We start from the raw sequence: 25,891 nt of genomic DNA, 5'->3' as shown, positions 1-25,891 counted from the left end.
CTCTACGGTCGGGTGCAAGGCCCCGACGGGAAAAAGCCAGCACGTCCCTGTGCTGATGCGGCGGTCGCCGCTCCAAGGGTTTTTATTGAGCGGGAGGCGTCCAGCCGGACATGCCGCCCATGCCGGACATCCCCGACATGCCGCCCATGCCTCCCATGCCGGACATCCCCGACATGCCGCCCATGCCTCCCATGCCGGACATCCCCGACATGCCGCCCATGCCGGACATCCCCGACATGCCGCCCATGCCGCTCATACCCGCCGGGTAGAAGAAGATCTGGCCTTCAGGCGTGATCTGGAAATAGCCGGACATGCCGCTCATCCCGCCCATGCCGGACATCCCACCCATTCCGCTCATGCCGGACATCCCACCCATTCCACTCATGCCGGACATCCCACCCATGCCGCTCATGCCGGACATCCCGCCCATGCCGCTCATGCCGGACATCCCCGACATGCCGCCCATGCCGCTCATCCCGGACATACCGCCCATCCCGGACATACCGTCCATGCCGAACATACGTGAAGGCATCCAGACCCATCCGCCCATGCCGGACATACCGTCCATGCCGGACATCCCCGACATGCCGCCCATGCCGGACATGCCGCCCATGCCGGACATGCCGCCCATGCCGGACATGCCGCCCATGCCGGACATCCCACCCATGCCGGACATCCCGGACATGCCGCCCATGCCGGACATCCCACCCATGCCGGACATCCCGGACATGCCACCCATGCCGGACATCCCGCCCATGCCGGACATCCCGCTCATCCCGGCGGGATAGAAGAAGATCTGCCCGTCAGGCGTGATCTGGAAGTAGCCGGACATGCCGCTCATGCCTCCCATGCCGGACATCCCCGACATGCCGCTCATGCCTCCCATGCCGGACATCCCCGACATGCCGCCCATGCCTCCCATGCCGGACATCCCCGACATGCCGCCCATGCCGCCCATGCCCGACATGCCGCCCATACTGTAAGCCGCTGTCGCACTACCGGCCAGGGCCAGCCCGACCACGGTAGAGACGGCGGCTTTCTTTAACCTTGTCAGTGTATTATTCATATAATCTCATCTCAATTGGTGATTTCTCGAAGGACCCGGACGCCTCTCCCCTGCGGCCTCCCGGATTGTGCCCGGACCTGCGCGCTCACCGCGCTCGGCCGGACCTCATCTCCCCGGCGACAGGCGGCCGGGGCCTGCGGTCGTTCCTTCTCCCGTCTCCTCGACAGGCAGACTCCCTGAGGGGACTCGCCCGTCACTGCTCGTGCCAGCCACGGATGTCGTAACGGCCGGTCATGCCGGGCCGGTTGAAGGGGGTGTACCAGTTGCCCTGGTCCTCAAGGAACCGCAGGCTGGCCGGGTAGGGCTGGCTGATCCCGGTGAGCGCTCGGGTATACCAATCGGGCTCCCGTTGTACCTCGCGGATCACGGGCGCGCCCTCCGGGCGCTGGGATGGTTGCAGGCCGGCGATGGGCTGGCCGCCCTCGGCGAGCAAAGAGCCGGACCAGCCGCCACACGCGGCGGCTAGTCCGAGAAGCGTCAACAGTCTGCTAGTCATCTCCTCGTCCTCGTGTGGCTGTGGGCATGCAGCCGATCGGGAACCGGGAGCCCAGGCGGAGGATGGCCGGCCGCTCTATCCAGGCGGCTCAGGTAGCATCCGCCCTCCAGCGGCCCGTCAGTCGTCCGCGCCGCTAGTTCGGTTCCGGGTCGTTAGCGGTCGGTTGCGGCCTATTCAGCAAACAGAATGCCAGGCGCCAAAGAATGGAATTTTCTCATTAAAATCAGTTACTTTTGTTATGGCGACCCGGCCCGAGATGCGACCCGCCCCGGCGCCGCCTGACGATTTGTCACTCAACTCACGCGGTGCGTCGGCATTTGGGCGTCGGAGGGATGCCTGAGAAACGGGCACAAGCTGGCAACTTCTATCTTTAGATCAATGCCTTACTAGATCCTGCCGGCACCCCGCCGGGGATCAGTCGGAGTGAGACAGGGAACCTGACTGTCTGTCAGGGCTGCGGGACGGAGCCGACCTGTGCCGGGCGACTGAGTTGGAGAAGGGAGGCTGCGGTCCACCGGCCCGCGAATCCGGGCCGACGGCGGTCAAGTAAGCGCAAACGCAGAGAGCAGCGCTGACCCCGCGGGCCCATCGCGCTCGGCGAGGAGAATGACTCAGAACAGGACGATCACCCGCCCGGTCCTGCTGTTGACGCCAATCTGATGCAGCAGCCTGTGCGGCGGTGCGGTCGTGACGATGCTCACCAAGAACATCCGATTAACCTGACGGATACGGCCGACCAGGGCCTCGGGGCCATCCACCCCGGCGAGCCAGGACGCGGCGATGACCCTCGCCTCGTCCGGGCCGTCGACGGGCAGGGAGATCCCGCCCTCCCGGACCAGGGTAACGACCTCGCCGGGGCACGCCTCGACCGGCCGCTTCGTTGGCGCCGCCGGATCATCAACCCGGGGATAGAGCAGAAGCGAGCCATCTTCGCCCCGCCCAACGCGCCAGCCCCGCGCCTCCAACGGGCCCGCAAGCCCCATCAAGCCGACCTCGCCGGGTGGCGCCTGCGCCGGTCCCTCCGAGGTCGGGACCTGCGCAGCACCAGCAGCGGCGGCCGGCGCAGCGGGCGGGAAGAGCAGCACGGAGCCGTCCGCGTTCCGCTCCACCCGCCAGCCACTCGCGCCCAGCCGTTCCCAGTTCGCGATTGGCGCCGCCGACCCGGCCACGGAGGCCGCCGCCGCGGCCTCATCCGGCGTGGAAACCGGCGCTGCGGGCACGACGACTTCCAGGCCCCCGTCAGGGAGGGATCGAGCCGTCCAGCCCGCCTGCTCCAGCGCCGCCTTCAGAGCTCCCGCAGCGTCTTCCCCTCGGGAAGCCCCGCAGGCCGCCGTTAGCCCCAGGGCGAGGGCGGCAGTCAGTAACGGAATCTGCTTTCTCATGCGTCTCCTGCATCTCGGTGAGCGCGCCCCCGCGGGACGTTGACCCAGGCCTGCAAGGCCCATGCCCCGGCCCGGAGTTGGGGCGCCTGCCTGGCAGAGCTTCGATGATTGAGGGCCGCGACCGCCCCCAAGAGGTCCTGGCGCCTGACAAGTTGGCAGGACAAATCCAAGCCTGATGCAATACAGTTGGCAGTAATAAGATTTCGCAGATACCCACGTCCGCGGACGGAGCCACAAGACGATGAGAAGAACGGCTCATAGCCTCAACACAAAATTCGCCCTGGGCACCGCCGCCGGACTGGTCGCCAGCTCCCTGGTGTTCCTGGTGCTATTCGTTGGCCTGTACCAGGATCAGATCGCCCGAGAGCGCACAAACGCCAACGTCCAGGTCACCCGCCTGCTCCAGATCTCCCTGGAGAACGCCATGCTCAAGCGCGACTTGGACGGCCTCCAGCACATCGTTGCCCGGCTTGGGGAGCAGCCGGGGATCCACGGGGCGATGATTGCCACCACCCGGGGCCTGATCCGTGTCGCCACCGATCCCGCATCCGTGGGCAGACAGCTGGCTCTCGGCCCGGGTCCCTGGAACTCCATGGTGACCGAGCTCATTACCGCACCGGACGGGCGCCCGCTGGTACGCAGCATCAACCCGGTCCCCAACCGGGACGCCTGCCGGGAGTGCCACGGCGCCGCAAGCGACCGGCCGATCAACGGTTTTCTTCTGGTAGACCTGGATGCAGATGTCATCGGCGCCCAAGCGCGCTCCACGACGTTGCTGTTGATGGGGGCCGGCGCCCTCATCGTGCTGCTCAACCTTGCCGGCGGCTGGTGGTTCATGGGCCGATTCGTGCTGCAGCCGGTGCGCCAGCTCACGGCGGTGAGCGCGCGCCTGGCCGGCGGCGACCTGTCCGCTCGGGCGACGCTCGCCGACGGGGACGAGCTTGCCTCGCTCGGGGAGGGCTTCAACGCCATGGCGGACTCCCTGCAGGAAAAGATCCGGGTCATCCAGGAGAAGGAGCGGTTCCTCCAGCAGTTGATCGACGCTATCCCCGACGGCATCCGGGTCATCGGCCAGGACTTCCGCGTGGTGCTCGCCAACGCCACTTACCGCAACCAGCTCGGTCTGGCATTGGACTCGCCTGCACCCACCCTGTGCCACGCCGCCACGCATGCTCGGGTGACCCCCTGCGCAGCGACCCTCATCACGTGCCCCGTGCGGGAGATTTCCCGCACCGGCACTCCCCTGCGCACCATCCACCAACACACCAGAAGCGACGGAAGCAAGCTCGGCGTGGAGCTCTACGCCGCCCCCATGCGGATCGCCCGCGGGGGCCACGACGAGCTCTTGGTGGTGGAATCCATCCGCGATCTGGAGCAGGAGGTGCGCTTCTCTCACGAGCAGCGCCTTTCCGAGCTGGGCCGCCTCGCCGCGGGCGTTGCCCACGAGATCCACAACCCGCTATCGTCCGTGCGTCTGGCCCTGAATGCGGCAGAATGCGCGGCCGCCGAGACCCCGCCAAACCGTGAGCGGCTCACCGAATACCTGACGCTGGTCGATCAAGAAGTGGTCAAGTGCAGCCAAGTGACCGAACGCCTCCTGCACCTCAGCGTGCCGCCATCGCCCGTCCAGGAGCTGGTGGAGGTGGACCGGGTGGTGGCCGAGACGATTTCGCTGCTGGCCTGGGAGGCCGAATCCTGCAAGGTCGGCATCCGCCTTCTGGCCGATCAGCCGACGCCCCTGCGTGTGCTGGCCACCGACAGCGAGATCCGCATGATGGCGCTCAATCTGGCCCAGAACGCCTGTCACGCGATGCCCGATGGGGGGGAGCTCATGGTGCGCTTCACCCGCGCCAACGGCGCGGTGGTGATCGAGTTCGAAGATACCGGCGTGGGGATCGACGCCCGTGACCTGGCCCGCATCTTCGAGCCGTTTTTCAGCCGTCGTGCGGACGGCAGCGCCGGCACCGGATTGGGGCTGCCCATTACCAAGAGCTTGGTGGAAAGCCATGGCGGTACCATTCTTATCGACAGTGGGCTCGGACGGGGATGCCGGGTGACCGTCACCTTCCCGGATGCTGACCTGGAGCCGGGGGAAAGCCCATGAGTGCGCATATTCTCATCATCGAGGACGACGCCGTGCTCGGGCGCATGATCGTCCACCAACTCGCCAGCCAGGGCCACGAGGTCACCAATGTTGGGACCTGGCGCGAAGCGGACCAATACCTGGCACGCCACGAGCCCCACCTCATCATCACCGATATGCGCCTACCGGACGGCGACACCCTCGATCGCCTGGGAGACATCGTCAAGCACCAGCCGGTGATCCTGCTGACCGCCTTCGGCTCGGTGCGCAGCGCCGTCGCCGCCATGAAGGCCGGGGCCTTTGAGTATCTGTTGAAACCCGCAAGCCCTGAGGAACTGTCCCTGGTGGTGCAACGTGCCCTGGAGCACACGGCGCTGCGCCGCGACCACCAGTTCTGCCGGCGCCGCCTCCAGGCCAAAGAGGGGGCGACGAGCTTCATGATCGGCGTGAGCGCGGCCCTGCTCCGGGTCAAGGAGACCATCGCCGCGGTCGGTCCGAGCAACATCAACGTGTTGATCCAGGGGGAGAGCGGCTCGGGCAAGGAGCTGGTGGCCCGGGCGGTGCACGAGGCGAGCGAGCGGGCCGGGCGCAACTTCGTGGCAGTGGACTGCTGCACCCTGCAGGAGAAGCTTTTCGAGTCTGAGCTGTTCGGCCACGAGCGCGGCGCCTTCACCGGCGCCGACCGCCAGAAGCGTGGCCTGATCGAGGGGGCCGAGGGGGGCACCCTGTTCCTGGACGAGATCGGCGAGATCGAGCCCGCCATCCAGGCCAAGCTGCTGCGCGTCCTGGAGACCGGCGTGTTCCGTCGCCTGGGCGGCACCAAGGACCTTCAAGCCAACATCCGCGTGGTGGCCGCCACCAACCGGGACCTCGCCGCTATGAGCCGTCAAGGCGGCTTCCGGTCCGACCTCTACTACCGGCTCAGCACCTTCGTGGTCGAGGTCCCGCCGCTGAGGTCTCGGCGCGACGACATCCCCTATCTCGCCACCCACTTCATCCAGAACCACAATTTCTCCAAGCGCATCAATAAGTCCCTGGCGTCCGAGACAATCCGCCGGCTCACCGCCTACGATTGGCCAGGCAATGTTCGTGAGCTACGCAACGTGGTCGAGCGGGCGATCATCCTCTCCCGGGACAGCAGCAGCATCCGCACGGAGCACCTGGCTTTCGGTGCGGGCAACGAAGAGAACAGCGTCAAGGTGACCCTGAGCTTTGAGCACGAGCCGACCCTGGACCAGCTGGAGGCCGAGTACCTGCGCCTGCAGCTCGCCAAGCAGAGTGGGCACCGGGCCAAGGTGGCGGAGGTGCTGGGTGTGAGCGAGCGCAACATCTACCGGCTGATCCAGCGCTACAAGCTCTCGGTCTCCGAGTACCGCAGGTCATAGGCATAGGAGCACAGCGCGTCCAGGGTCGTTTCCGCCTGCGGCGGGGTCATGCCCCGAAAGGCGGTCGCGAAAAACATGTCCTGCTTGGCGATGCCGAAGACGTTGGAGGCAAGCCCGGCGCCGAACCCCGCCAGGCTGTGTGGGAACAGGGTCTTCCATGCGTACTCGAGGAGGGAAAAACCGTCCGGATGTGTGTTGGCGCGATCGGTAAGGGCGGTATTGCTGTCCCCCGCCTTGAGACCGCCGCTGTCCCCGAGCGAGTGCCCGAGGGTTGGCCTGGAATGCTACGATGAGCCGAAGCGTCGACAACCTAAGGGCCCATCCCCCATGTCCGCATCTCCGAGCTGCCCCCCGACGGCCTTCGGCCTCATCGTCATCGGCGACGAGATCCTCAAGGGCACGCGTGTCGATGCCCATCTGAATGCCTTCAAAAGGATGGTCGGCGAGCGCGGACAGGAGCTGGCGTGGCACTGGCTGCTCCCGGATGACCCGGAGGTGTTGGTCGCACATCTGCGCTTCTCGATGGGGCGCCCCGATCCCGTTTTCGTGTGCGGCGGGATCGGCGCGACGCCCGACGATCACACCCGCGCATGCGCCGCGACCGCGGCCGGTTTGGAGTTGGTGCGTCATCCCGAAGCCAAAGCACTGCTCGAGGCGAAGTTCGGTGCGGATGCCTATCCCAACCGTATCCTCATGGCGGATCTGCCTGCCGGGTGCGCCCTGATTCCGAATCCGATCAACCGGATCCCGGGCTTTTCGCTGCGCGGGCACTGGTTTCTGCCGGGCTTTCCTCAGATGGCCTGGCCGATGGCGCAATGGGTCTTGGAGCGGTCCTACGGTGTCTCGGACCTGGTGCAGGAGCGAGCGTTCGAGCTTTTCGATACCCCGGAAAGCAGCCTGATCCCCGTGATGCGGGAGCTCGGCGATCGGTTCCCGGATCTCAAACTCTTCAGCCTGCCTCATTTGGGCGATGATGCCCACATTCGGTTGGGTTTTCGCGGGCGCGGCGGAATCGACGCGGCGATGGATGCCCTGCGCGAACGGCTCGAGCACGATGCGATTCCCTATCGCGAGGTGGAGTCGGATGCCCTGCGCCGCTGAAAAAAAGACCGCCATGGCGGGTGTGTGGTACGCCTTGGCGGTCAATTGCTTGCTGCTGAGCTCAGGCCTGAATGCGAGCCGGCTGAGGTCGGGTGCCGGGAGACGATTCGAGGCTTGAGTCTCTATCCTGCGCTTTAACTGTCACGAGAACAGTAAAGATCTGTAAAGGACTCAAAAGGCAACGCGCTCAAGGGTGCCCCTTCACGAATCTTGACTTGTTCCAAAGCCCTTGACGGCCACTAATGCGGTTTAGATTTTCTTGGTTGATGGATCTCATGGCCTACATACCTGCCCGAGATCCAGAGTTTCTCACTCCTACGATGTAGTCACCCAGGAGCCATGTCATGGCAGCACGGACGCCGCTCGCGTCGGACGAACAGTACTCGCCACTCTACTTCCTCGCCGCGCTCGGTGCCGGTGGGTTGGCTGCCAATTTCTATGTCTGGCTCCTGTTCTGGGTACCCCATCCGGATCGACCGGTCCCGGTGTTCGAAGACATCATTGTCGCGGTTACCAATGGGACAACGCCGTTGCAGAGCGCCATCGCAGTCGCCGTTGCCGGCATTGTGATCTTTGCGCTGCTGCACTTGGGGCTGCTGGGCTGGAACCTGGTCCGCTTCGCGCGCTATCGCGGCACCGATGCCGCTCGCCTGCTGCGGACCGGTAACTCCGAAACCCAATTGCTCGCTCTGCCGCTGACTGTCGCCATGACCATCAACGTCGGTTTCGTCCTCGGCATGGTCTTCGTACCCGGCCTTTGGTCGGTGGTCGAATGGCTGTTCCCGGCAGCCATTGCCGCCTTTCTTCTGGTGGGGATCTGGGCGCTGAGTCTGCTCGGGGACTTCTACGGGAGGGTGCTTACGCAGGGCGGTTTCGACTGCGGGCGCAACAACAGTTTTGCACAGATGCTCCCTGCCTTCGCGCTGGTAATGGTTGGCGTAGGGCTCAGTGCGCCTGCAGCCATGAGTGTCACACCCTGGATCGCCGGGCTGGGATACGTCCTGTCGACCTTCTTCATTGTCGCCGCTGTCCTCCTCGGTGCCGCAAAAATGGTACTCGGGCTGCGCTCGATGTTGGAGACCGGCGCCAATGCCGAAACCGCTCCAACCCTCTGGATCGGCGTGCCGATCCTCACGGTATTAACCATCGCGCTCGTGCGCCTCGGGCACGGGGCCGAGGTTCATTTCGGCGATCAGGCCACGGCCATTCACCACTTTGATCTCATGTTGGCACTACTCAGCGCCCAGATCAGCTTTCTGATGCTCGGTTGGGCGGTCCTGCGACGCCAAGGCTATTTTCGCCGCTATGTCTTCGGACGTGAGATCTCGCCGGGCAGTTGGGTGCTGATCTGTCCCGGAGTTGCTATGGCCGTCATGCTGCACTTTTTCGTTAACCAGGGCCTGGTGAATGTGGGGCTGATCGGGAAGTTCGATCTCGCCTACTGGACCCTTTCAGGCCTAGCGCTTCTGGTGCAGGCGGTCACCATTCTGCTGGTGCTGCGCATTGGCTTCAACCAGCGCCGCGCCGCGCGCGGCGACGGAGTCGCTCCGGTGACGGGATGCGCGCAGTGCAGTGATGAGACGCAAATCATCCTGGCTAACCTCATGCCCGCTTGGCCGGAGCAACTCAAGACCTCCTTGGCATGGAACGGCAAACGCATCGCCGTCGCCAACGGGCAGACACTCTTTCGTCCGGGTGACCTCTGCCGTGGTTTCCTGTTGATCCTGAAGGGACGTCTGCGAGTCGAACATCGTGCGTCGTCGGATCAGCCCCCGACCCCACTCTATACGATCGGCCCTGGTGAAAGCTGCGTCGTGACCACGGCCTGCCTCGTGAGCGCGACCCGCTATCAGGCCCAGGGCATCGCGGACGGCGATGTCGAAGTCTTAGTGCTCCCCTCACAGGTCTTTCAAGGCCTGGTCGCGGGAAGCGAGAGTTTCCGCGCCATCGCGTTTGGCGTCTTCGCTGACAAAGTGAATGCCTTCGTCGATGTCATCGATGAGCTGCTGCTGCGTCAGGGGCAACGGTCAACCGCAACGGCATCAAGCGCCGCTCTCAGCAGAACCGAAGCCTGAATGCGTGCCGGCCGAAGTCGGGTGCTAGAGACTATAAAGGACTCAAAAGGCAACGCGCTCAAGGGTGCCCCTTCATGAATCTTTACTTGTCCCGAAGGTCTCGACGGCGGTTAATGTGGTGAAACTCGTGTCGGTTGAGTCGCCCTGTCGATCTGTGCCGGTTGTACGGAACCCGATCCACTCCGTTCGGGATGGACCTCCGGACAGGCTCTGACGGGGCCTTATCAGTGGAGTCACCATGCATCCCACCGTCCTTGACGACGACACTCGGATCGAAGCGGCATCCGGGTGTTTTCTTGAGCCAATCCAAGGCCTCTTATTCGGTATGCCCGGGACTGCCGAGGAGCAGGCGAGGACCGTCACGCCTTGGTCCGGATTTGCCGATCGGGCGCCGCGCCCGGCAACGTTCGATCGATCCTCGGGCCTCTATCCGGGCACCGACGCAGCTCGCATCATGGTCGTCGATGACGACCTCCTTTTGCTGCGTGCCACGTCGCGCCTGGCGATCTCCTGGGGCTATCGATGCGAAACCTACAGCGAACCTCGCCGCGCGCTCCTCGCTGCCGAGGCGAGCGCACCTGACCTCTTGATCGTCGACATCTACATGCCGGACATCGATGGGTTCGAGGTGATCAAGCGGATGCGGACGATGGCCCGCGCAACCCGCATCCTCGCCGTCAGCGGGGACGTGGGTTGCGGGCAGCGGACCCACGTTCTCGACATCAGTCGCGTCGTGGGGGCAGATGCCGTGCTCGAAAAGCCAATCGTCGCCTGGTTGTTGAGGGCGACGGTCAAGCGCTTGCTCGGTCCCGCGGAATGCGACTGAGTCCGGATCTCGGGCAATCCGCGCGTATGCGCGATTTAAACCGCGCCCGGTGCGGGATGCGTACTTTGTGGGAGTGGCTTGGCCGCGCCAGCTTCGACGACTTTCGGAGCTGGCGCGGTTTAGGGTCCTCCGCTGCGCGGCCCCATCCGAGACAATGCATCGCTTTCGACCTGGTCATCGGCATGTCTCCCGATCGTACGAGACCGTCTGATGTCGGTCCACCTCGGCCGTTCGGCCGGCCGGATCGAGCAGCGGCGACCACCCGAACCGAAGGCGTCAGCACCGAGGCGACCATGCCCGTTCTTTACAAATCTTTACCCTCGCGCCGCGCGGATGGTCCACAATTACGAGGTAGAACCGCGTTCAGCGCGAGATGCTCATCTTCAACTGAGCTCGACGTTTGGTGCATCTACAGCCCTTAGCGATGGCGCGGTTAAAAATTTTTTATTTTTAGTATCTTAAACCGCGCTGGCTCCAACGGTTGTCAAGTCTGCCGGGGCCGATCCCATCCAAAAACATCGCATACCGCGCTAGGCGCGGTTTAAGGTTCATGGGGCCAGGCTGATGAAGCTGAAGGGTTACGCCAACAACGCGCTGAAGCCAATGCTGGATCCGGTACCGGAACGCCTACAGAACATCGAGATTCGATAATTATGAACAAGGAATCGAACGCTTGGTCGGACGTCATCCTTGTCGTGGACGACGACGACAGCATGCTGCGAATCCTGCAGCTTCTCCTTCAGCGTGCCGGCTATGGGGTGATCACGGCCCGTTCGGCGGGCGAGGGTCTACGCCTCTCGGAGACCTGCGGGCCGAGTCTGGCGATCCTCGACTGGAAACTTCCCGACATGACCGGGCTGGAGCTCTTGCGCCAGCTCAAGCTCTCTCTTCCGCACCTGCCGATCATCCTTCTGACCGGATTCGCCAACCTGGAAGGCGCGGTCAGCGCCATCAAGGAAGGCGCTTACGATTATCTTGCTAAGCCAATGAATAATAAAGGATTTTTAGCGAAAATTCGGGAGGCGTTGGAGCATGGTTCACGTCCCTTCCCGGTCATCTCGGGTCGGGATCCGCTGACCGAACGGATGGGGACCAGTACGGCGATCACGCGAACCATCGAGGACATCGAGCGGGTGGGACCCACGGACTTCTCGGTGAACCTGTTCGGCGAGACCGGGGCGGGCAAGGAGGTAGTCGCCCATGCGATCCACGAGCTCAGTCCCAGGGCGAAGAAGCCCTTTGTCGCCGTCGACTGCGGCGCAATCCCGGAATCCTTGATCGAGAACGAGTTGTTCGGTCATGAGCGCGGCGCCTTTACGGGTGCCGATCGGCAACAGGCGGGACGGTTCGAGGCCGCAGACGGCGGGACGCTGTTTCTCGACGAGATCACCAACCTATCCCTATCGGCGCAAGCCCGGCTCTTGCGGGTTCTGCAGGAACGGGTCATCTATCGGGTCGGGGGCAGCACGCCGATCCCGGTCGATGTGCGGCTGATCTCGGCAAGCAACCGGCAGTTGGCCGGGGTGGTGAGCGAGGGCGGTTTCCGCGCCGACCTGCTGTATCGGTTGTCCGATTATCGCATCGCGATCCCTCCGCTGCGCGAGCGCCGAGAGGACATCATGCACATCGCCAACGAGTTTCTGGTCGATGCGAACAGGGATCTGCACAAACACATCGGTCATTTCACGGACAAGGCCATCCAGGCCATGTTGACCTACCCTTGGCCGGGCAATGTGCGTGAGCTGAGGAGCGTCGTGCGTCGTGCGGTCTTGGTCGCACAATACCTCATCGATGTCCATCACCTTGACCTCCCGGAGTCCGGGTTCCGGACCCAGTCGGATCCGCTCGGCAAGGCCATGGCCACCCAAATGGATCCGGATAGCGAAGGTCTATCGCTCAAGGAGATGGTGCGCACAAGCGTAGAGCATCTGGAACGCGAAGTCCTGTTGAGCGCCTTGCGACTCCACGACGGAAACAAGGCGGCGGTCGCTCGGATGCTCCAAGTGGACTACAAGACGGTTCACACCAAGTTGAAGGCTTACGGATTGGGGGTGTGAGGCGCCCGTGGATGCCTTCTATTGCTTCTGTTTCGCACCGGCCTGTTTGCCGTCGGATCTGAGGTTCGATGACTGCGGTTGGGAAGACCCGATCGAAGTCCGGCGTCTTGCGGGGTTTGACGTCATCCTGAGTCGTGTGCCTCTCGGGCGTTTTACGGGTGCCGAGGCGGAGCAGCGACTCGCCGATCTCGAGTGGCTGGTGCCGCGTGCACAGGCCCACGATCGAGTGATTGCACGCACCATGGAGTGGGCGACCGTGCTCCCGCTGACCTTCGCCACCCTGTTCTCCTCGCTGCCGGCCGTTGCGCTCGAGGTTGCCGCGCGACGCCGTGCCCTGCTTGACTTCTTCGAGCGTCTGGCCGGGCGCGAGGAATGGGCAGTCAAGGTCACGATGGACCGAGAGCGGGCCATCGCCGCGCGGATGCAGTCGCTCTACCCGGAAGGAGGGGAGGTGCCCGCCGGGGGGCGCGGTTATCTCCTGAAACAACGCCGCCGCGGCGAGGCCGAGCAGGCCATCGGCCCTTGGCTGAAGGGTCAGGTCGCGCGTCTGGACGAGGCGCTGCGGCCGAGCTGCGAGACGCTCCTGATTCGGCCCCCGCGTGACGAGGTGGTCGCGATCCGGGCCTGTCTGGTCACTCGTGAGCGCGCCCCGTTCCTATCCGAAGCGATCGAGCGGAACCGCAACGATTTCGCGGAGCAGGGTCTCGATCTGCATTGCTCGGGCCCTTGGCCGCTGTACAGTTTTTGCGGGACATCATGAGCGGTCCGGCCCGTCCGATGCTCCATTGCATCCAGCGGACCCCGCCCGAGCCGCTCGCGCGGGCGGATGCGGATCTGCGCTGGATCGAGTGCGACGGGCTGGCGGCCTTGGTGGCCGACCAAGAGCCGAGCGAGATCGCGGGCGCGGGCCATGCCAGGCTCCAGCGCTACGCGGACATCGTCGCCGAGATCCATGCGCGCGCGGCGGTGATTCCGGTACGGTTCGGTTGTCTTTTAGCCGGCGACGACGCGGTCGGCAAACTCCTGCACAGGTACCGCGATCGATTGCACGGACTGCTCGATCAGGTCGGTGATTGTCTCGAGTTCGGCATTCGGCTGCTGCTTCCGACCGACGCGCCGGCAGCGACGGACGACGCCGCGGCTCCGAGGCCACCTGCGAACGCGCCGAGCGACCCGCGCGCCGATTCGGACATGGGTCCTGGCCTGACGCATCTCCTCGCGATCCGTCGCCGCCTCGAGCGGGATGCGCGCCTCGCCGCGCGAGCACGCGAGGCACGTGACCTCATCGAGGGCCGGGTGGCCGGGTGCTATCGAGAGGTCCGCGAGGAGCTTGGGCAGATCGAAGGACGATCGTTGCTCTCGCTGTATTTCCTGGTTCCGCGTGCGCAGGGCGAACACTTTGTCGAATGTCTGCGGCAGGACGCGTCCAGTCTGCGCGGGACTGGGCTCTTGACCGGTCCATGGCCGCCGTACAATTTTGTTGGAGCCATCGATGACGATATCCGATCACTGGATTGAAACGGTCGCGGACGATCCCGATCATCCGCGACCGCTCGGCGGAATCATGTTTCGAACCCTTTTCGACGCCATCCCGTCATCGATCCTGGTGGTGGACGGTCGTCTGCGTATCGTGATGGCCAACCGCAACTTTTTGCGAAAGGGCAATCGCACCGACGCGGAGACCATCGGTCGACGTTTCGAGGAGGTCTTTCCTGCGGCGATCGTCGAGCGGACCGATATCCTCGACTGCGTGCAACGCGTCTTCGTGAACAGCGAGCAGAGCCCCTTCCGGCGGATTACCTTCCGTGCCCCGGGGATGCCCATGCGGACCTATTATTTTCGGGCGTTGCCGTTGCCGGCGAAGGGCAAGGTCGCGCATGCCATGTTTCTGATGGAGGACATCACCGAGCAGGAGCGTCTCAGCAAGGATATCCAGCGTGTCGAGCGTCATCTCGCCAGCGTGGTCGAGAGTGCGAGCGATATCCTGGTCTCCACCGACACCGACGGGCGTATCCTCAGTTGGAATCGCGCGGCCGTACGCTTGACCGGCTACCCGGCGGACGTCGTGATGCACCGCGGATTCTCGGGACTCTTTCTGGAGACGGAACGCCCGGAGGTCGAGATGGCCTTGTCCCGGGTGACGGTGTTGCCGGGCAGTCTGAACGAGGAGTGGACGCTGAGCACGGCATCGGGTGAGGGGCTCGCGGTGTCCTGGACCATCGCGCCCATGTTGAGCGAGGACGGAACCCTGATCGGGATGGTTGCGGCTGGTCGTGATCTAACCGAGCGCTACCGGATGCAGTCCGAGCTGCTGCGGTCCCAGAAGCTGGCGGCACTGGGCGTGATGGCGGGCGGGATCGCCCATGAGATCCGCAACCCGCTGGCGGTCTGCTCCTCGGCGGCCCAGTTTCTGCTCGACGACTCCTTGGAGCCGGAGCTGCAACGCGAATGTGTCGAGAAGACGATCGCAGGTGTCAGCAAGGCATCCGAGATCATCGAGAATCTCCTGCGCTTCGCGCGCCCCTGCGCGGTGGAGAAGATGACCCTGGTGGAGCCGCTTGCCCTGCTGAAGCAGGCCCTTTCGGTCGTGGCCCATCAGGCGCAGATCGCGCGTATCGAGGTCGAGATGCAGGTCGGCGATCGGCCGTTGTGGGCGCGCGGTGTGCCGAGTCTGCTCGAGCAGGCGTTCATCAATCTCTTTCTCAATGCCATTGCGGCCATGCCTGGGGGCGGCCGACTCACCATCGAGGTCGACCAAAAGGGCGACGAGGTTTCGGTGCATATCAGCGACACCGGGGTCGGCATCCACTCGGCGGACATCGTCAGGATCTTCGATCCCTTCTACACCCGCTCGCCGATCGGGCAGGGCACAGGGCTCGGTCTGTCCATCTGCTATTCGATCATTGAACAGCATCGAGGACGGATCGACGTGCAAAGCGAGGTCGGAGTCGGAACCTGTTTCTGCGTCCGCCTGCCCTTGGCGGAACCGCCGTGCAGTGATGAGGCGTAAACCTAGCCCTGCCGTGATTGACGGGCAGCCCCTGACCTTCCTCACCGTCGATGACGAGCCAGCGATCAACTGGATCCTCGGGCGTCTGATCGCATGCAGAGGTTTCCCCGTCGACCACGCGCTCAGCGGGCGAGAGGCGATCAAGCTGTGTCGTTGCAACCGCTATCGGGTCGTCTTCGTCGATGCCAAGCTCCCCGATATCCTCGGTACGACCCTGGTCTGTCATCTCCGACAGCGCCTGGACGATCCGGTGATCGTGCTGATCTCGGGGTATTTCTTTGCCGACGATCCGACGGTCGAAGAGTTGATTCGCAGCGGCATGATCCAGCACTTCGTCGCGAAGCCGTTTCTACATCGCGACATCCTCGATATCATCGATCGCATCGCCGCATCGCTATCGATTTGAAGACCTCGCTCGTAAGACCGGCCACCCAAACCTTCAGTCGCTCGCGACATCCGCTCTGCGCCACGTTCCACGATGGCCGGAGTTGCGAACAAGACCTCACGGGAAGAACCGCGCGCCTGTAGCTCTTAAACAGGCGTGGTCGCCGACAGTCTTCCTATTGATGACTCGCAATCCCTTGGTCTCAATTGACAATTCGCACTATCGAAACGCTTGGTGTGGCGCATCCTGGCTATGGAGCAGCCGCCATAACTATGGTCTCTGCTCCATACTTTTATTGCTTCGATCGAGCGAATGACCAAGTGCGCAGCCAATTAAAACGAGCAACCCATTGCTTTTCAAGTTTATAAATATTCCGCGTTGGTCATTGAGATACTGGCACGGCCCATGCTCTATAAGAGACAAGCAACCCGACAGGCAGGACGCCGAACGAGAAGTCGCAAGGATCATCGAGGGTATCCGATAGCTGAACGACTTCGTTGGGGCCGGGGTAAAAGGAGCACGGGATTCGACCCAGGCCCGCCGGGTTCGCTTAAAGCGCACTTCAGTGCATTCGTCCAGACTCTTTATTAGGACTGAGATCATGGCAAAAGTAGCAAACTCCACCGACTCCTCCAGTCTCGCCGAAGTCGTTGACCGGATCCTTGACAAGGGCATCGTGATCGACGCGTGGGTGAAGGTCTCCCTGGTCGGCATCGAGCTGTTGGCGATTGAAGCCCGTGTGGTGATCGCCTCCGTCGAAACCTACCTCAAGTATGCAGAGGCCATCGGCCTCACCGCTCCGGCAGCTGCTCCGGCTTGATTTAGGGGCTAGCACCTCGGGAGATGCCGTTCTCATGCTCGGGGAATCGCCCGGGGCGGCATCTCCCGCCGGGTCAGGCGGCCGTCCGCGCCGAGCCCGGTCGTCGGGTTGCGCGGTGACCCGCTTGATCGGGGTCGGATTCCGCAACCTGATACAAGGAGCACACCATGGGCCGATTTACCGAAGACATGGGGCGGCTGCGCGACGAGATCGCATCGGACCGCACCAACCGTCATACCCTGATCGCCGAGACCCGCGAGGAGATTTCGGCCAGCGCGCTCGCCTTCATGACTGATCTGAAGGACAGCGTCGAGACACTCCAAAGCCGGTTCCGCGCGGATTTCGCCGAGATGGCGCAGTCCAACCGGGCGGACCGCAACGCCTTCATCACCCAGCTTGGCACCGATGTCGCCAATCTCCGTGTCGAGGCCGCCGCACAACGCGACGCGGGTCGCCGGGCCTTCATCGAGTCGGCCGCCGAGGCGCGTGCGGAACGGGCCAGCCAAGGTGCCGCGATGCGCGAGGATGTTGCGCAACTGCAGGATGGCTTCCGCCGTGCCAGAGGCGAGATGGCCACCGAGGTACGGGCTGCCGGACAGGCCTTCGTGTCCGACATCGTCGATGCCGTCACGGGACTCAGGCGCGAAACCATTCAACTGGTCGATGACCTCGGTCGCGAACGCGCCTCGGCACGCGAGGCTTGGCGCAGCGGCATGCCCAAGGCCCCGCCGCCGGTACCCATGGCCCGGCCGAAGGTGCAGGCCAAGCCGATGGCCAAGGCGGCGCAGCAGCCGGGCGACCCCATCGAGTCGATGGCCAAGCCGCAGGACAAGCCGGCCAAGCCGGAGCCGAAAACTGCTCGGGCCAGGGACGAGGGATCCACGACGGACTGACCCGGTACGACCGGGCGAGCCTCTGTGAATCCACCACTGCACGGGGGCCGGGAGGCCCCGTGCCCAATCGATGCCAGGACAAGACACATGAGCGCCCAACTCCTGCAAGATGCCAGCGAGGTCTCCGCCTTGAACAACGACAACGTGCAACCCGAGGCGAGCGAGACCTTCGTTTGCACGCCGTCGGTCGAAGCGCTAGCGGAGCGGGCATCCGCCTATCTGCAGGCCGGTTACCCGGTCCATCTCGCAGGCCCCGCGGGAACAGGCAAGACCACCTTGGCCTTCCATGCCGCGGCGAAGCGCGGCCGCCCGGTCAAGCTCATTCACGGCAACGACGAGCTGGGGCTCTCCGATCTGGTCGGCCAGGACAACGGCTACCGGCGCAACACCCTGGTCGACAATTACATTCACTCCGTGGTCAAGACCCAGGAGGAGGTTCGAACCTTCTGGATCGACAACCGGGTGACGACCGCTTGCCTCAACGGCGAGACCCTGATCTACGACGAGTTCAACCGGTCCCGCCCGGAGGTCAACAACCTCTTTCTGAGTATCCTCGGCGAGGGCATCCTGAATCTCCCCAACCGTCGCCAGCAAGGCGCCGGATATCTCGAGGTCCATCCTGAGTTTCGGGTCATCTTTACTTCCAATCCGGAGGAGTATGCGGGTACGCACAAGACCCAAGATGCCCTGATGGACCGGATGATCACCATGAAGATCAGTCACTACGACCGCGAGACCGAGATCCAGGTCACCCGCGCCAAATCGGGTCTGCCGCTGAGCGAGGTCGCCATCGTGGTCGATATCGTCCGCGAGCTGCGCGGGCAGAGCGTCAACCATCATCGCCCGACCTTGCGCGCCTGCATCGCCATCGCGCGCATCATGGCTGATCGCAAGATCAGCGCCCGCTCGAGCAACAGCTTTTTCCGCGACATCTGCCGCGACATCCTCGATATGGACTCGGCCAAGGTCCGCCGCGACGGCAATGCCTTGAGCGAATCGCCGGTCGACGACGTCGTCGCCACCATCAGCGGCCGGTCGCGCGGACCCAAAATCGTCGCGCCCAAGGGCCTCGACAAGGAGGTTTGAGATGTCCAAGTTCACCCAGCCCTCGCGCAGCGTGCGGGACATCAAAACCCTCGCGGGCATGGCCGACGATGCGCGTGCCCCGCACAAGATGTATATGCGCCTGTTCGCGCTCGAGACCGAGCGCCACCGGCGGCTCCAGGAGCGCGCCAGTGCCATGCTGAGAGTCGACAACATCGATGCGCGTTGCGCCGAGATCGCCGCGGAGATGGAGCAGCTGCTGCAGACCCTCGGCGTGGAAGCCGTTGCGCCAGGAGATTTTCCGGGTAATGCTCGGGCGGGTTCCGGCCGCGGCTCGACGCCGCCGTCTGCTCAAGCACGGGGCAAACGCATCGGCGTTGGGCGCCAGGGCACCTCGGGTGCAACCTCGGTCGGCGAGACCGTTAAGATCCGCTATTGAGTCGACCAGCTTAAGAGTGCATCACATGAATATCCACTGTATGTCCTGCGGCCATTCGATCGAGCTCGGTAGCGCCTACGAGACCTATCAGGGCCCCCTGCGATGCGTCGTTTGCAAGACGCTGATGACTGTTCGCATCGAGGAGGGGCAACTGCGGTCGATGGAGCCGGCCGATACGCTCGTCGTGCCCAAACCACCGCAACCGATCGTCGCCAATCCCAACTGAGCCCAACTGAGCCCGGGTGGGGCCGCCCGCCGACACCTGAGCGAGAGATCTAACGATGCAACAGGTAAGCCAACAGACTACCGCAACGGGTCGGTACATCTACGCGATCATTTCCGATCGGGGCGAGCAGTCCTTGGGGCGGATCGGGCTCGACGAGAACGAGGTCTACACCGTCGGAAACGGGTATGTCGCCGCGGTCGTGAGCGACCTCTCGGGCGGGCGCATCCGTCCCCAGCGGCGTAATATGGCCGCGCATCAGGAGGTACTCAAACACCTGCTGCGCGAGGTCACCCCCTTGCCCGCGGCCTTCGGTTTGCTGGCCGACGACGAGGCCGCGATCATCCGCATCCTGAAGGACAACCAAGACGCTTTTCTGAGTCAGCTCAAACGGGTGGATGGCGGACTGGAGATGGGACTGCGCATGTCCTGGGACGTCCCCAACATCTTCGAGTATTTCGTCGGCGCTCATCCGGAGCTGCAGGAGCTGCGGGACGATTTCTTCCGCGACGGGAGCAACCTAACCCAGGATCAGATGATCACGCTCGGGCGAAGCTTCGAACGTCTCCTGGAGCAGGATCGCGAGGAGTACACGGAGCAGGTCGAGTCCGTCATGCGCCGTTGCTGCCGCGAGATCAAGCGCAATAAGTGCCGCACCGAGAAGGAGGTCATGCATCTGGCCTGTCTCGTCGATCGCGACGCCGCCGGGCGCTTCGAGCAGGCCGTACTTGAAGCCGCGCGTCCCTTCGACAACAACTACGCCTTCGATTTCAACGGACCTTGGGCGCCCCACAACTTCGTCGAGATGGACATCCAGGTCTGAGGGCGTAACCTGTTCTGCAATCGGGGTCGCAGCGGTGCCGATGGTGCAACGGTGGTCCCCTCGGAGGTAAACCGTGTTGATCGTCGACGATCTTCTAGCTGCGCCTATCAAGGGAATCATCTGGATCTTCGAGGAGATCCATAAGTCCGCGACCGCGGAGCAGCGTGCGCGTCGCGACGAGATCATGGCCGCCTTGAGCGACCTTTATCGCGCCTTGGAGCAAGGCGAGATCACGGACGACGCCTTCGATACCCGTGAGCAGGCCCTACTCGACGAGCTCGACGCCTTGGATGCCCGGGAGGATGCGACCGAGCTCGACGCCGATGCGGAGGAGGATGATATCAGCGGAGCGGGCGAGGACGACGCGTCTACGCCCGGGCGTGCCGCCGAGGTCTTTACCGATGCGCTTCGGTTGGTCGGGACGCCGAGCCCGGCGCCATCGGGCCGAGCGGTTGCGGCGCCGCGGGAGCTGTCGAGCCTGACCGAGCTCGACGAAGACGCATCATGATGCTCGCGATCGGCGAACAGCAGGACTTCACGGACGAGATCCAAAGGGTCTCGCTGTGCGAGGCGCTCGATCGCATCCTGAACAAGGGCGCGGTGGTCTCCGGCGAGCTGACCATTGCGGTCGCAAACGTCGACCTCTTGTATCTCAGCCTGCAACTGGTCATCACCTCGGTTGAGACGGCAAAGCGGGAGATGCTTCATGTCCGGCACTGAAACCGGCACGGCTCCGAGCAGTGCAGCCTCGGCTGCACCCGACACGGCGACCCTGCAGCGGGCCAACCTGCTGGCGGACCTTCTGGAGACCAAGGTGGCCGCCGCCGGCCGGCGCATCGATATCGATCCGGAACGTGTGCAGCGGGGTCTGGGTCAATTGGTCTTGACCGTCGTGAAGCTGCTTCATGTGCTGCTTGAGCGCCAAGCGATTCGCCGTGTCGACGGCGGCGATCTGGACGAAGATGAGATCGAGCAGCTGGGACTCGCCTTGATGCGTCAGTCCGAGGAGATCGACCGTCTGCGCCGTCTCCTCGGACTCGAGGAGCAGGACTTGAATCTCGATCTGGGTCCGCTCGGCAAGCTCTTTTGAGGATGTAAGCATGTCCGTTCAGCGCGCTACACTCACCCATTCCACCAACAGCACCAGCGTTGCGGATCTGTTGGAACGTGTCCTGGACAAAGGGATCGTGATCGCCGGGGACATCCGTATCAAGCTGGTGGACATCGAGCTGCTCACGATCCAGCTTCGGTTGGTCGTTTGCTCGGTCGACAAGGCCCGCGAGATGGGTATTGATTGGTGGTCCGACAACGCCATGTTCAAGGGGCTCTCGTCCCAAGCATCCGCCGAGTCACTGCCGGTCGCTGCGGCGACGTCCGGCATCGAAGACCGCCTCGCACGCTTAGAGTCCCTATTGGTCAAGCAGGCCGCGGCGGCCGAGGCCGTCATCTGAGGGAGTGCGCGCAATCATGTCCGATCCAGTCGAGCGCACCGAGACTGTTCAGATCGTTCCGGGCTCGACCCGGACGCTCATTTACTGTCCCGTGATCCACAGCCTGGTAGACCTCGGAGCGCTCGGCACGCCGGTGCAGTCGGCTACCCGGACCGCCTTCGGTGCCGAGGCATGGCGGCGACGGGTTCATACGGTTGAGCAGATGTGGGCCGAGATCGAGCAATTGATCGAGGGCATGGACCTGGATCCGACCCGGACCCGGGTCTACCAGGACGGCCTTCCGATCTGCGGCCATGAGCTGGAGATCGTCAAGGAGATGACCTATAAAGGAAGCCGCAACCATCGGATCCTGCTGCGTCTTCATAGCCAAGGCGCAACCCTGATGGGCACCGAGTCCGGGCCACTGCTGCTGCAGGAGTACAACCTGGCCAAGCGCCTGCTGGACCCCGACCAGCAGGGTTTGAACAGCGACGGCCGCGATGCCCTGCAGATGCAGGCCCGGACCCTCCTCAAGGCGCGTGATCTCTTCATCGCCCAACGGATCAACGAGACCCTGCAAGCCGGCGAGGTCGGCATCCTCTTCCTCGGCATGCTGCATGACGTCACGCCTTGGCTTGCGTCGGACATCCGGGTCGCTTATCCGCTCGGGACACCGGTCGGATCGGACGGCGTCGCCGAGTCCGAGTCCGAGACTTGAGGGCATCCGGAAGGCGCCGCGTCCCGCGGAGCGACAGGCGTGACCGCGGGCATTCGATAACCCCCAACTCAAGAGGTCAGGAACCATGAGCAACAGCAGAGGTCGGGACGGATCCGTCGAAGGTTTCCTCGGGGGGCTCGCCAATCTGGTCGAAAAGCTCGGCGATCTCGCCGAGAAGGGCGAGCAGCTCAAACGCTCGGGCAACTTCGACGTCCAGAGCGGAGGCAACAACTTCAAAGGAGTCTATGGCTTTACCGTACGCACCGGTCTCGGCGGAGATCGCGACGAGGTCAAGGTCGAGCCCTTCGGCAACATCAAGCGCGACGAGGTGACCGGGCACGCCGTGGTCCAAGAGGTCCGCGAGCCCGTCATCGACATCTTCGACGAGCCGGACGAGGTGATCCTGGTCGCCGAGATGCCCGGGGTTTCGAGTCCCGATGTTCATGTGGATCTTGCGGACGACATCCTCACCCTGCGTGCCGGGGAAGGTGAACGTTCCTACTACAAGGAGGTCGTGCTGCCGGCGCACTGTGCCGACCATGTCGCGACCATTTCCTGCAACAACGGCGTGGTCGAGATCCGCTGTCCGAAGGTTGCCGCGGAACGCACGGAAACCAAGGACGAGTAGCGCTATGAGCGAATCCAATGAGCTGAGGCTCAAGGTCTCGGAGGCCCTGAGCAAAGATGTGGGGCGTGCCTTCGCGCGGATGGATCCGGCCGATATGGCTCGGCTGGGCGTCGCGATCGGCGACATCGTCGAGGTCGAAGGCAAGCGTCCCGCGGTCTGTAAGGTTTTGCCGGCCTTCAAGGACATCCGCGGTCAGGGACGGGTGCAGCTGGACGGCATCAGTCGTGACAATGCGGGCGCCGGGCTCGACGAGTTCGTTGTTCTGCGTGTGATCGCATACGCTCCGGCGGACAGCATCACGCTGGCGCCGACGACGGTGACCCCCACCGATCGTGATCTGCCCTATATCGGCAGTCTGCTCGACGGACTGCCGGTCCGCGAGGGTGACCGCGTGCGCGTCACCCTCTTCGGGAGTCGCTCGACCGATTTTCGCGTCCTGGCGACCGCTCCGCGCGGCACCGTGATCATCAACCCCACGACGCGTCTCACGATCAGTGGACCCAAGGGGCAAAAGGCGTCGGCGAGCGCGGGTGCGCGCAACCCCGTTTCCTACGAGGATATCGGGGGTCTCAAGCCGCAGCTTCAGCGCATTCGCGAGATGATCGAGCTGCCGCTGCGCCATCCCGAGCTCTTCGAGCGGCTCGGCATCGATGCCCCGAAGGGTGTCCTGATGCGCGGACCGCCGGGATGCGGCAAGACCCTGATCGCCCGCACCATCGCGGACGAGGCGGAGGCCAACTTCTTTGCCGTGAGCGGACCGGAGGTCATCCACAAGTTCTACGGGGAGAGCGAGGCGCATCTGCGCAAGATCTTCGAGGAGGCGTCGGCCAAGGGGCCGAGCATCATCTTCCTGGACGAGATCGATGCCATCGCGCCGCGCCGCGAGGGCACCCTCGGCGAGGTGGAAAAGCGCGTGGTCGCCCAGTTGCTGGCCCTGATGGACGGGCTCAGCCAACGGCGCAACGTCATCGTCATCGCGGCGACCAACCTGCCGAACATGATCGACCCGGCCCTGCGACGCCCCGGACGCTTCGACCGCGAGATCGAGATCCCCATCCCGGATCGGGACGGACGCCTCGAGATCCTGGAGATCCACAGCCGCGGCATGCCGCTGGCCGCGGACGTCTCCATGCGCCATCTGGCGGATGTCACCCACGGCTTCGTCGGTGCGGATCTGCAGGGGTTGTGTCGCGAGGCCGCCATGCTCTGTCTCAGGCGCCTCATGCCCGAGCTGGACCTGACCCTCGGGACCGTCCCCTACGAGCGCTTGGCGACCCTCGAGATCCGCAATGGCGATTTTCTCGCGGCCCTGCACGATGTGGAGCCGTCCGCCGTGCGGGAGTTCTTCGTCGAGATCCCGGACGTCACCTGGGATGACGTGGGTGGTCTGCACGAGACCAAGGATCGCCTCAAAGAGGCGGTGGCCTGGCCGCTCAAGTATCCGGAGCTCTTCGAGCAGGCCGGTGTCCGCCCGCCCAAAGGCATCCTGCTCGACGGGCCTCCCGGATGCGGCAAGACCATGCTGGCCAAGGCGGTGGCCAGCGAGACGCAGGTCAACGTCATCTCGGTGAAGGGCCCGGCACTCATGTCCAAGTACGTCGGCGAATCCGAGCGAGGCGTTCGCGAGATCTTCCACAAGGCCCGCCAAGCCGCGCCATGCATCATGTTCTTCGACGAGATCGATGCGCTGGTGCCGGCACGCGGCGGGAGCGCCAGCGACAATCATGTCGGCGAACGGGTCCTAAGCCAGTTTCTGGCCGAGATGGACGGTATCGAGGATCTGCGCGGCGTGCTGGTGTTGGGGGCGACCAACCGGGCGGACATGCTCGACCCGGCGATCCTGCGCCCCGGCCGTTTCGATCAGGTGATCCGCATCCCGCTCCCGGACGACGAGGGTCGCCAGGAGATCTTCAAGGTCCATCTTCGCGGCAAGCCATTGGGTGGCGGTATCGATGTGGATGCGCTGGTCAAAGACAGCGCCGGCTTCAGCGGTGCCGAGGTCTCCGCGGTCTGCAACCGGGCGGCCTTGGCGGCGGTGCGGCGGGCCGTGTCCTCACTGGACGGACCGCCGGATGCCGAACGCACGGAGCACATCGAGGTCCGCATCGAGATGTCCGATCTGACGGACGCGCTCAGCAGCATACGCCTTTAAACCGCACCCGGCGCGGTATGCGCTGTTTTTGGATGGGGTCGACCCCGGCAGGCTTGATGAGCGTTGGAGTCGGCGCGGTTTAAGATATTAAGCAACAGGGCGGAGGTTGTGCCGAGCCGTGCGAGGCACAACCAACCGTCGGAGCTGGGTCCGCCGACTTCAGTCGGCACCTGGGTTCGCCGACTTCAGTCGGCATCTGGGGAGGCGGACTTCAGTCCGCCGCGCGGGCGACTGACGTGGCCCGTCTGCGGGGGGGCCGACTCAAGTCGGCGTACCCGGGCGTGCGGCCAGTTTCGCGTCCGGTCGGCGCCGGGATTCGGTTCGTTCAGCGCATCCGAAAGGGTGTGTCGCTGATGTGCTCGACCGACGGACAACGGCGATAGAAGTTACGTTGAACCCTCCCGCCGGCGTACACCCATGCCGTGAGTCCGTGCGCGACGGCGAACTGCACCGCTTCCTCGATCAAGGCCCGCCCCAAACCGTAGCGTCGCCATTCAGGTGCGACGAAGACGCTCAAATGCGCGTTGAGCGGTCGTTCAGAAAACGGCTTGAACCAACGTACTAAGCTCCAGCCGAGGATCTCGGATTCCGAGCGCGCCAAGAAGCACAGCGCCTGCTTCGGATGCTCGCGAAGAACGGCAAGCATGTGGGAGTCTGCGGTGCCGTCGGTGAGAGTGCGCAGGCGATTGCGCTCCAATGACGTCAGCGCCGACAAGGGCTTTTCCTCGATCCGGACATCGTGTATCGCAGGGGATTCTCCCGACGGGACGGCCGAGCCATCCGAGCTTGCGAAGCCGAAGGGTTCCGGATCGACGCAGGCGACACAGCCCTCGTGATCTTGATGATCGCCCTGTT

The 25,891-nt window shown here is 64.0% G+C and carries 27 protein-coding genes; 23 read left to right on the top strand and 4 right to left on the bottom strand.

The features are described from left to right. Positions 1 to 82: 82 nt before the first annotated feature. The 3 genes from AADX97_RS05360 to AADX97_RS05350 all read right to left on the bottom strand — a co-directional run bounded on the left by AADX97_RS05360 (position 83) and on the right by AADX97_RS05350 (position 2,731). Positions 83 to 1,066, bottom strand: a complete 984-nt coding sequence (locus AADX97_RS05360; protein ID WP_374232373.1) for a hypothetical protein — start codon at positions 1,064 to 1,066, stop codon at positions 83 to 85. A gap of 193 nt (positions 1,067 to 1,259) precedes the next feature. Further along, positions 1,260 to 1,562, bottom strand: coding sequence for a hypothetical protein (locus AADX97_RS05355; protein WP_374232372.1), 303 nt, complete (start codon positions 1,560 to 1,562; stop codon positions 1,260 to 1,262). 611 nt (positions 1,563 to 2,173) lie between these two features. Further along, positions 2,174 to 2,731 (bottom strand): hypothetical protein, encoded by a 558-nt coding sequence (locus AADX97_RS05350; RefSeq protein WP_374238561.1) that lies wholly within the window; start codon positions 2,729 to 2,731, stop codon positions 2,174 to 2,176. Between the two features lie 454 nt (positions 2,732 to 3,185). Between AADX97_RS05350 and AADX97_RS05345 the strand changes: the two genes are divergently transcribed. The 23 genes from AADX97_RS05345 (at position 3,186) to AADX97_RS05235 (ending at position 25,036) form a co-directional block, all read left to right on the top strand. Continuing rightward, on the top strand, positions 3,186 to 5,048 hold the full coding sequence (locus AADX97_RS05345) for a PAS domain-containing sensor histidine kinase (protein ID WP_374232370.1): 1,863 nt from the start codon (positions 3,186 to 3,188) through the stop codon (positions 5,046 to 5,048). After that, positions 5,045 to 6,412, top strand: a complete 1,368-nt coding sequence (locus AADX97_RS05340) for a sigma-54-dependent transcriptional regulator (RefSeq protein WP_374232369.1) — start codon at positions 5,045 to 5,047, stop codon at positions 6,410 to 6,412. Before AADX97_RS05345 ends, AADX97_RS05340 begins: the two co-directional genes overlap by 4 nt. A gap of 327 nt (positions 6,413 to 6,739) precedes the next feature. Beyond that, entirely contained in the window at positions 6,740 to 7,513 is a 774-nt protein-coding gene (locus AADX97_RS05335; protein ID WP_374232368.1) for a competence/damage-inducible protein A, read from the top strand. 344 nt (positions 7,514 to 7,857) lie between these two features. Continuing rightward, entirely contained in the window at positions 7,858 to 9,588 is a 1,731-nt protein-coding gene (locus AADX97_RS05330; protein WP_374232367.1) for a Crp/Fnr family transcriptional regulator, read from the top strand. A 238-nt stretch (positions 9,589 to 9,826) separates the two neighbouring features. Next, entirely contained in the window at positions 9,827 to 10,414 is a 588-nt protein-coding gene (locus tag AADX97_RS05325) for a response regulator (RefSeq protein WP_374232366.1), read from the top strand. A 653-nt stretch (positions 10,415 to 11,067) separates the two neighbouring features. Continuing rightward, entirely contained in the window at positions 11,068 to 12,471 is a 1,404-nt protein-coding gene (locus tag AADX97_RS05320) for a sigma-54-dependent transcriptional regulator (RefSeq protein ID WP_374232365.1), read from the top strand. Positions 12,472 to 12,478: 7 nt separating this feature from the next. Then, a complete protein-coding gene (locus AADX97_RS05315; protein WP_374232364.1) occupies positions 12,479 to 13,231 on the top strand; it encodes a GvpL/GvpF family gas vesicle protein in 753 nt (250 codons plus the stop codon). A gap of 17 nt (positions 13,232 to 13,248) precedes the next feature. Further along, complete coding sequence (locus AADX97_RS05310; RefSeq protein WP_374239269.1) at positions 13,249 to 13,989, top strand: GvpL/GvpF family gas vesicle protein; 741 nt, start codon at positions 13,249 to 13,251, stop codon at positions 13,987 to 13,989. Continuing rightward, entirely contained in the window at positions 13,964 to 15,481 is a 1,518-nt protein-coding gene (locus AADX97_RS05305; RefSeq protein ID WP_374232362.1) for a PAS domain-containing protein, read from the top strand. Before AADX97_RS05310 ends, AADX97_RS05305 begins: the two co-directional genes overlap by 26 nt. Next, positions 15,471 to 15,887: a response regulator gene (locus AADX97_RS05300; protein ID WP_374232361.1), complete on the top strand. Its 417-nt coding sequence runs from the start codon at positions 15,471 to 15,473 to the stop codon at positions 15,885 to 15,887. Before AADX97_RS05305 ends, AADX97_RS05300 begins: the two co-directional genes overlap by 11 nt. A 580-nt stretch (positions 15,888 to 16,467) precedes the next feature. Further along, positions 16,468 to 16,686 carry a gas vesicle structural protein GvpA gene (gene gvpA / locus AADX97_RS05295; protein WP_120798278.1) on the top strand — a complete coding sequence of 73 codons (219 nt, stop codon included), beginning with the start codon at positions 16,468 to 16,470 and terminating at the stop codon, positions 16,684 to 16,686. Positions 16,687 to 16,853: 167 nt separating this feature from the next. Continuing rightward, positions 16,854 to 17,579, top strand: a complete 726-nt coding sequence (locus AADX97_RS05290; RefSeq protein WP_374232360.1) for a hypothetical protein — start codon at positions 16,854 to 16,856, stop codon at positions 17,577 to 17,579. Between the two features lie 87 nt (positions 17,580 to 17,666). Further along, entirely contained in the window at positions 17,667 to 18,665 is a 999-nt protein-coding gene (gene gvpN / locus AADX97_RS05285) for a gas vesicle protein GvpN (RefSeq protein WP_374232359.1), read from the top strand. A gap of 1 nt (position 18,666) precedes the next feature. After that, the gene (locus tag AADX97_RS05280; RefSeq protein WP_374232358.1) at positions 18,667 to 19,062 is read left to right on the top strand and encodes a hypothetical protein; all 396 of its coding nucleotides are present in this window, start codon (positions 18,667 to 18,669) and stop codon (positions 19,060 to 19,062) included. 25 nt (positions 19,063 to 19,087) lie between these two features. After that, positions 19,088 to 19,288 carry a hypothetical protein gene (locus tag AADX97_RS05275; RefSeq protein ID WP_374232357.1) on the top strand — a complete coding sequence of 67 codons (201 nt, stop codon included), beginning with the start codon at positions 19,088 to 19,090 and terminating at the stop codon, positions 19,286 to 19,288. A gap of 55 nt (positions 19,289 to 19,343) precedes the next feature. Beyond that, the gene (locus AADX97_RS05270; protein WP_374232356.1) at positions 19,344 to 20,108 is read left to right on the top strand and encodes a GvpL/GvpF family gas vesicle protein; all 765 of its coding nucleotides are present in this window, start codon (positions 19,344 to 19,346) and stop codon (positions 20,106 to 20,108) included. A 73-nt stretch (positions 20,109 to 20,181) separates the two neighbouring features. Beyond that, the gene (locus AADX97_RS05265) at positions 20,182 to 20,616 is read left to right on the top strand and encodes a gas vesicle protein GvpG (RefSeq protein WP_374232355.1); all 435 of its coding nucleotides are present in this window, start codon (positions 20,182 to 20,184) and stop codon (positions 20,614 to 20,616) included. Beyond that, positions 20,613 to 20,828: a gas vesicle protein gene (locus tag AADX97_RS05260; protein WP_213459613.1), complete on the top strand. Its 216-nt coding sequence runs from the start codon at positions 20,613 to 20,615 to the stop codon at positions 20,826 to 20,828. Before AADX97_RS05265 ends, AADX97_RS05260 begins: the two co-directional genes overlap by 4 nt. Next, positions 20,815 to 21,198, top strand: a complete 384-nt coding sequence (locus AADX97_RS05255; protein ID WP_374232354.1) for a gas vesicle protein K — start codon at positions 20,815 to 20,817, stop codon at positions 21,196 to 21,198. Before AADX97_RS05260 ends, AADX97_RS05255 begins: the two co-directional genes overlap by 14 nt. Positions 21,199 to 21,208: 10 nt before the next feature. Next, on the top strand, positions 21,209 to 21,559 hold the full coding sequence (locus AADX97_RS05250; RefSeq protein ID WP_374232353.1) for a gas vesicle protein: 351 nt from the start codon (positions 21,209 to 21,211) through the stop codon (positions 21,557 to 21,559). Between the two features lie 16 nt (positions 21,560 to 21,575). Continuing rightward, complete coding sequence (locus tag AADX97_RS05245; RefSeq protein WP_374232352.1) at positions 21,576 to 22,256, top strand: hypothetical protein; 681 nt, start codon at positions 21,576 to 21,578, stop codon at positions 22,254 to 22,256. Between the two features lie 85 nt (positions 22,257 to 22,341). Continuing rightward, complete coding sequence (locus AADX97_RS05240; protein ID WP_374232351.1) at positions 22,342 to 22,884, top strand: Hsp20/alpha crystallin family protein; 543 nt, start codon at positions 22,342 to 22,344, stop codon at positions 22,882 to 22,884. A 4-nt stretch (positions 22,885 to 22,888) separates the two neighbouring features. Then, positions 22,889 to 25,036 (top strand): CDC48 family AAA ATPase, encoded by a 2,148-nt coding sequence (locus AADX97_RS05235; RefSeq protein WP_374232350.1) that lies wholly within the window; start codon positions 22,889 to 22,891, stop codon positions 25,034 to 25,036. A 325-nt stretch (positions 25,037 to 25,361) separates the two neighbouring features. On the opposite strand, the gene AADX97_RS05230 is transcribed toward AADX97_RS05235, so the two are convergent. Continuing rightward, entirely contained in the window at positions 25,362 to 25,751 is a 390-nt protein-coding gene (locus AADX97_RS05230; protein ID WP_374232349.1) for an N-acetyltransferase family protein, read from the bottom strand. Between the last annotated feature and the right edge of the window lie 140 nt (positions 25,752 to 25,891).

The sequence above is a fragment of the Thiocapsa sp. C2-2m genome (assembly GCF_041903745.1).
In the GTDB taxonomy this organism is placed as follows: Bacteria; Pseudomonadota; Gammaproteobacteria; order Chromatiales; family Chromatiaceae; genus Thiocapsa; species Thiocapsa roseilacustris.
Note: the sequence above shows the minus strand (reverse complement) of the source record. Positions and strands in the feature narration are given on the sequence as shown.